Origin of the sequence: Rhodoplanes sp. Z2-YC6860 (assembly GCF_001579845.1) — a bacterium.
Classification (GTDB): Bacteria; Pseudomonadota; Alphaproteobacteria; order Rhizobiales; family Xanthobacteraceae; genus Z2-YC6860.
The window spans coordinates 2,632,972-2,638,383 of sequence record NZ_CP007440.1; the positions used below are offsets into that span (position 1 = coordinate 2,632,972).

The following is a 5,412-nucleotide window of genomic DNA, read 5'->3' on the forward strand; positions in this document are numbered from 1 at the left end:
CCCAAGGGTTCCATTCTACATAATTACTTTTAACTGGATATACTCGTGAATTCGAAGGCTTAGAGTTTCGGGTGGCAGTTTTTTGTCGCGCTGTGCCTTTTCGGCACAATTAGTCTTGGGCGAGACGAAAGGGCGAGTCGCCTCAAGGGCTGTCCTCGATGAAGGCCAGCACCGCAATATGTGAAGACACGCCGTAGCGAAACGACACCGTCCGGCCATTCCGGATGACCGCAGTCCGCTCCGGCAAATTCACCTCGACGTCGTGATGCTCAAGAAACGTGCGATCGAGTGGATAGGCGGCCTTGTAGACTGCCTCTTTGATCGCAAACAGCAAGCGGGCTTCCAGCGGCGCATCGGTAAACATCGAGCGCTCGCGTTCGGTCGCAACGATTTCAACAAGGTCCGGCTCGATCGCCTCCGCCGGTTCGATATCGATGCCGATGCTCACGTGGTCGGTCCGCCGGGCGAGAGCTGCGAGCGCAATGGTGGAATCGTGTGCGATCGAGCCGACGACGCCCTCGGGCCACTGGGGCATTCCGGCTTCGCCCTTGAGAACCGGTCGCGGCGCAATCCCCATCCGTTGCATCAATTCGCGCGCGACGATGCGGGCCGCGCCGCTCGCGCGCTGCACTTTGATAACGCTATGCGCAAAAGCCTTTTGCTCCTCCGGAAGCAAACCGAGTTCATCGCCCTGGGCAATGACGCGATGGCCAATCCATACGCCGGGCACTGCAATGTCCTGGAGGACGGCCTCCAATGGCGGGCTTTTGAGGATTGTCATCATGCCCGTATAGCCCCAAACCCGAAAAATTTCCGGTGCGATAGACGTCTGCCGCTAAATGGTCGTGGAACCAAGGGATTGGCACCTTTATCGATGATCTGTTAGGAATCCATGGCTGGTGCGGCTTTGGTGCTTGTTCAATCGGGGCTCGAACGCCTTGATTGCGCGCTTTGCTCTGGCTTAATGGTGCTCTGAAGGCTCGCGATCAGATAGGGAATCCGGACATGGCAAACGAAGCAACTGGTGCTGCTCCGCTCACTGCTGGAGAGCGTGAAGAGCAAGCCACACAAGTGGTCGATCGGTTTTCGCTGTGGTCGGGCGCGGCAGGCCTGATCCCCGTGCCGCTTGTCGACGTTGCAGCGGTTGGCGGCGTTCAGCTCCAGATGCTGCGCAAGCTTGCGGAAATCTACGGCGTTTCATTCGCCGACAACCGCGGCAAGTCTGTCATCGCAAGCCTCGCGGGTGCGATCATCCCGGCCAGCACCGCGACCACCACGGCGATGACGTTCGGCAGCCTGATCAAAGGCATCCCAGGTATCGGCTGGACCATCGGTGCGCTGACCATGCCGGTGTATTCGGCGGGCGTGACCTGGGTCATTGGCCGCGTGTTCATGAAGCACTTTGAGTCCGGCGGCACGCTTCTCGACTTCGACCCGCCGGACTACAAGGAGTTCATCAAGGCGCAGCAGGAAAAGGTTGCCAGCAAGTTCGGGCGTGGCAAATCCGGATCAACGGCAGAGACGACGGGCTGACCCGCACTGACGCCGGCTTCGTCGGCGGGATCAAGGGAGCCCATCCTCTGCTGGCTCGTGAGCGGGGGGGTCCAACCGGGCCGCCATGTCGTCCAGGGGAGACGTTTGGTTATGGTTCTACCGCTCGCGATGCTCATCGCGTACTTGATATTCTGCGTTTTGGTCGGGCTTTGCGGCAGCCAGCGCCGGATGGGTTTCACCGGAACGTTCCTGCTGTCGCTCGTCATCACCCCGGTCCTGTCGTTGATCGTCCTGCTGATCACCGGACCGGCGCGTCGTATGCAGCCGGAACGCCGTGCACGGAGTCGCTGAGTGTTGTCTCGCGTAACGGCTCCGACGGTTCGCTGCCCTGCTGGAATTAAACGGACTGCGTAGCCCGATGTCCTTCTTCCAGCTCGTTCGCACCGAAATGCAGGGCTCTCTGGGCCGGATGGCATTCGTCTCGGCGATGGGTGGCGTCAGCACGACCGCGATCATCGGCAGCATCAATGCCGGCGCGGCGGCCGCGGATCGCGGCGAGATCAGCCTGTGGGCCGCCGGTGTGTTCGTGCTGGCGCTGCTGCTGTTTATCCAGACGCAGCACTACATCCTGATCACGACGACTGCAGAGATCGGTGCGATCATCCATAAGCTGCGCTTGCGGTTGCTTGATTATGTGCGCCGCTCCGAGTTGCTTCCGCTGGAAACCATCGGGCGCGCCGAGATCGTGTCGGCGATCACCGGCGACACGGCGATCCTGACGCAGGCGAGCAACATGCTGGCTTTCGCGGCGCAGGGCGCACTGTTGATTATCCTGGTGATCTCCTATGTCGCCTACCTCTCGTTTGTCGCTTTTGTCCTCAGTGTCATCATCGTCGGCATCGGCGCGGCGGTCTTCCATTCCAAAACCAAGCAGCATGCCATCGAGATGCGGCAGGCGGCGCAATGGGAGAACAAACTCTATGACCGCCTGAGCGATGTGCTCGACGGCTTCAAGGAGGTCCGGCTCAACCGCGCGCGCAGCGACGCGTTGCTTGAGCATCTCGTCGAGGTGTCGCGAAACGCCGCCAACATCAAGATCCGCACCCAGAGCGAGACCTTCCGGCGGATGGTGTTGCTGCAGACGTCGATGTTCGCGCTGCTCGGCGCGGTGGCGTTCATCGTGCCGTTGTTCAGCGAGACGATGACACCGGGCACGGTGACCAAGGCGGTGACTGCGCTGGTGTTCATCGTCGGTGCCTGCACCGGCCTCGTGCAGTCGATCCCGATCATCGCTGCGGCGAACACCGCAGCCGATCGCCTAGTGCAACTCGAGCAGAAGCTTTCCGGCATCGCGAGCCTCTCCGATGACATTCCGGCGGAGCCCGCGAAAGCGTTCACCAAGATCGAGATGCGCGACGTCAAGTTCCATTATCCCGGCAAGTCTGCCGACACGGTGTTCAAGGTCGGGCCGTTCAATTTCACGCTGAACTCCGGCGATCTGGTGATCCTGACCGGTGGCAACGGTTCGGGCAAATCGACCTTCATGAAGCTTCTCGCCGGTTTCTACCGCCCTGCGGAAGGCGAGCTGCTGCTGGATGGCTCGCCGGTGGAAGGCGACCGTTACGAGTATTATCGCAGCCTGATCACCGCCATTTTTCCCGATTTCCATCTGTTTCAGCGTCTCTACGGCATCGAAGATCCGAGTCCGGCCGAGCTCACCGAGATGCTGACGCAGTTCAAGCTGCACGAGAAAACCCGGCTCACGCACGGCGAATTCCAGACCACCGATTTGTCGAGCGGCCAGCGCCGGCGGCTCGCGCTGATCGTGGCGCAGCTCGAGCGGCGTCCGCTGCTGCTGCTCGACGAATGGGCCGCCGACCAGGACCCCGAATTCCGTCGCAAGTTCTACTTCGAGTTCCTTCCGGCGATGCATCGCGCCGGCGTGACGATTGTGGCCATATCGCACGACGACCGGTATATCGATGAGATGGATGTGCCGATGCGCCTGCTGCGCATGGACGAGGGGCGTTTCACTGAACTCAGTTCGGTGGAGACCGGCTGATGAGTCTGAGCCCAAACGACGTATCTTTGAACCCGGTCACGCCGAGAAAGTACCGGTGGTGGCGGTTCATCGAGCGCAGCCTGCCGATCATCGTGATCTATCTGATGGTTGCGACGCTGGTCGGCTTTCTGATTGCGCCCAACGTGTTCGTCACGGTGCCGACCGGTCATGTCGGTATTCTCTGGAAGCGCTTCCGAGGCGGCACCCAGGTCGATCCGCGCGCGCTGAAGGACGAAGGCCTGCGCGTGCTGCTGCCCTGGGACAAGCTGTTCCTCTACGATCTGCGGCTGCAGACCACGACCGACACCTACAACGCGATCTCCAAGGATGGCGTGAATCTCGTTGCGACCATCAACATCCGCTTCCGCCTGAAGCACGATGCGGTGCCACAGCTGCATCAGTCGATCGGGCCGGACTACATCTCGCGCATGCTGCGTCCGGAGATCGGCAACCGGGCGCGTGAGATCATTGCCGAATACACCGCCGAAGAGGTCTATTCGACCAAGCGGCAGGAAATTCAGAAACGCATCCGCACGCATACCGAAGCCATGCTCGGTCAGAGCATGATTCAGCGCACCGAGCAGGAGAGCGAATACGGCGAACATTATCGCGTGTCGCTCGACGAGATGCTGATCCTCTACGACACGCTGGTGCTGGGCCTGGAGCTGCCGCAGACCGTGGTCGCCGCGATCAATCGCAAGGTCGAGCAATATTATCTCGTGCAGGAATACGGGTTCCGCGTCGAGCGCGAAAAGAAGGAGTCTGAGCGCAAGCAGATCGAAGCCAACGGCATCCGCGATTTCCAGCAGACTGTGTCGCAGGGTATCTCGGACTCTTATGTCCGCTGGCGCGGTATCGAAGCGACGCTTCAGCTCGCGCAATCGCCGAACAGCAAGATCGTCATCATCGGCAGCGGCAAGGACGGGCTGCCGGTCATCCTGGGCAATGTCGATACACCCGCCGCCCCGCAGAACCCAACCGGCGGCACGCCCCCTGGCGACAATAGCGAGGCTGCCAAGCAGAAGCCGGCCGGCTTGACCCCGCCGCTTCTGGAAAGGACGCCGGCCAGCAATTTGCCGGGGCCGGCCGAACGGCCATCGCCAACCGGCGTGCCGCGTGTTCCGGCGGACAGGCCGCCCGGCGCCGCTGGACCGCCGAATGAACCGGGTGCGCCACCGGGTGCGCCGGGTGTCCCAGGCCGGCAGTCAGCGGCACCGCCGCAGGCCAAAGGTTCATCATGGACGGTCGGAATTTCCGACGTTCAGGATTTGGTCGCCCGGACTTTGAGAGGCAGTGAGCCGCCGATGCCGCCGCCGGGTGCGGGGCTGGATGTTGGGCACCCGCCGGGGCCTCAACCGTCCCCTCATATGGAAGCAGCTTCGCCTCCGCCGCGGGCTGAGCCGGCGCCCCCAAGGCCCGGCGAGCCGCAACGGCCCCGTCCGCAGTAAGTCCGCAGTAAGATTGGGTGGCGTTTTCGGCCGATCCGACAGCTTCGGACAGGGTTTTTGCCGAAACGAACTGTGAACCGTAACCAGTACGTCTTTTTTTGTTGTTTGAAACGCCGATTGTTGTTGTTATTCATAGTGGTAGCTGAAAACACAAAGCCCAGTCGGTGTTGTTTTCGCTAATGCGCCAAGGCTAACCTTGGCGCCAAGGAACCAAGGAACGCACAGCGGTCTCAAAGCGAGACGCATGGGCGACCGGGCCGGGGGATCAGGTTTTTGCGACGGCGTGCGGCGGGCTGGGCGGCCCGATCGTGTTGCGATCATCTGAGACTGACGGATCGGCTCTTGGAGTCTGGCGAATTCGGCAGCTTGGCTGCCGGTTGGCGTTAAGTGAACTGGATCGTTCAGTCC

At 61.4% G+C, this 5,412-nt stretch carries 5 protein-coding genes; 4 read left to right on the forward strand and 1 reads right to left on the reverse strand.

The window, feature by feature from the left end:
- Window positions 1-142: 142 nt before the first annotated feature.
- A complete protein-coding gene (locus RHPLAN_RS12290) occupies window positions 143-784 on the reverse strand; it encodes a 4'-phosphopantetheinyl transferase family protein (RefSeq protein ID WP_068017965.1) in 642 nt (213 codons plus the stop codon).
- 221 nt (window positions 785-1,005) lie between these two features.
- On the opposite strand from RHPLAN_RS12290, the gene RHPLAN_RS12295 reads away from it, so the two are divergent.
- The 4 genes from RHPLAN_RS12295 (at window position 1,006) to RHPLAN_RS12310 (ending at window position 5,004) form a co-directional block, all read left to right on the forward strand.
- Window positions 1,006-1,533, forward strand: a complete 528-nt coding sequence (locus RHPLAN_RS12295) for a YcjF family protein (protein WP_084244778.1) — start codon at window positions 1,006-1,008, stop codon at window positions 1,531-1,533.
- Between the two features lie 111 nt (window positions 1,534-1,644).
- Complete coding sequence (locus tag RHPLAN_RS12300; RefSeq protein WP_068017969.1) at window positions 1,645-1,845, forward strand: hypothetical protein; 201 nt, start codon at window positions 1,645-1,647, stop codon at window positions 1,843-1,845.
- Between the two features lie 67 nt (window positions 1,846-1,912).
- Entirely contained in the window at window positions 1,913-3,556 is a 1,644-nt protein-coding gene (locus RHPLAN_RS12305) for a cyclic peptide export ABC transporter (protein WP_068017974.1), read from the forward strand.
- Window positions 3,556-5,004: a prohibitin family protein gene (locus RHPLAN_RS12310; protein WP_068017975.1), complete on the forward strand. Its 1,449-nt coding sequence runs from the start codon at window positions 3,556-3,558 to the stop codon at window positions 5,002-5,004. The genes RHPLAN_RS12305 and RHPLAN_RS12310 overlap by 1 nt, the downstream gene beginning before the upstream one ends.
- The last annotated feature ends 408 nt before the right edge of the window (window positions 5,005-5,412 follow it).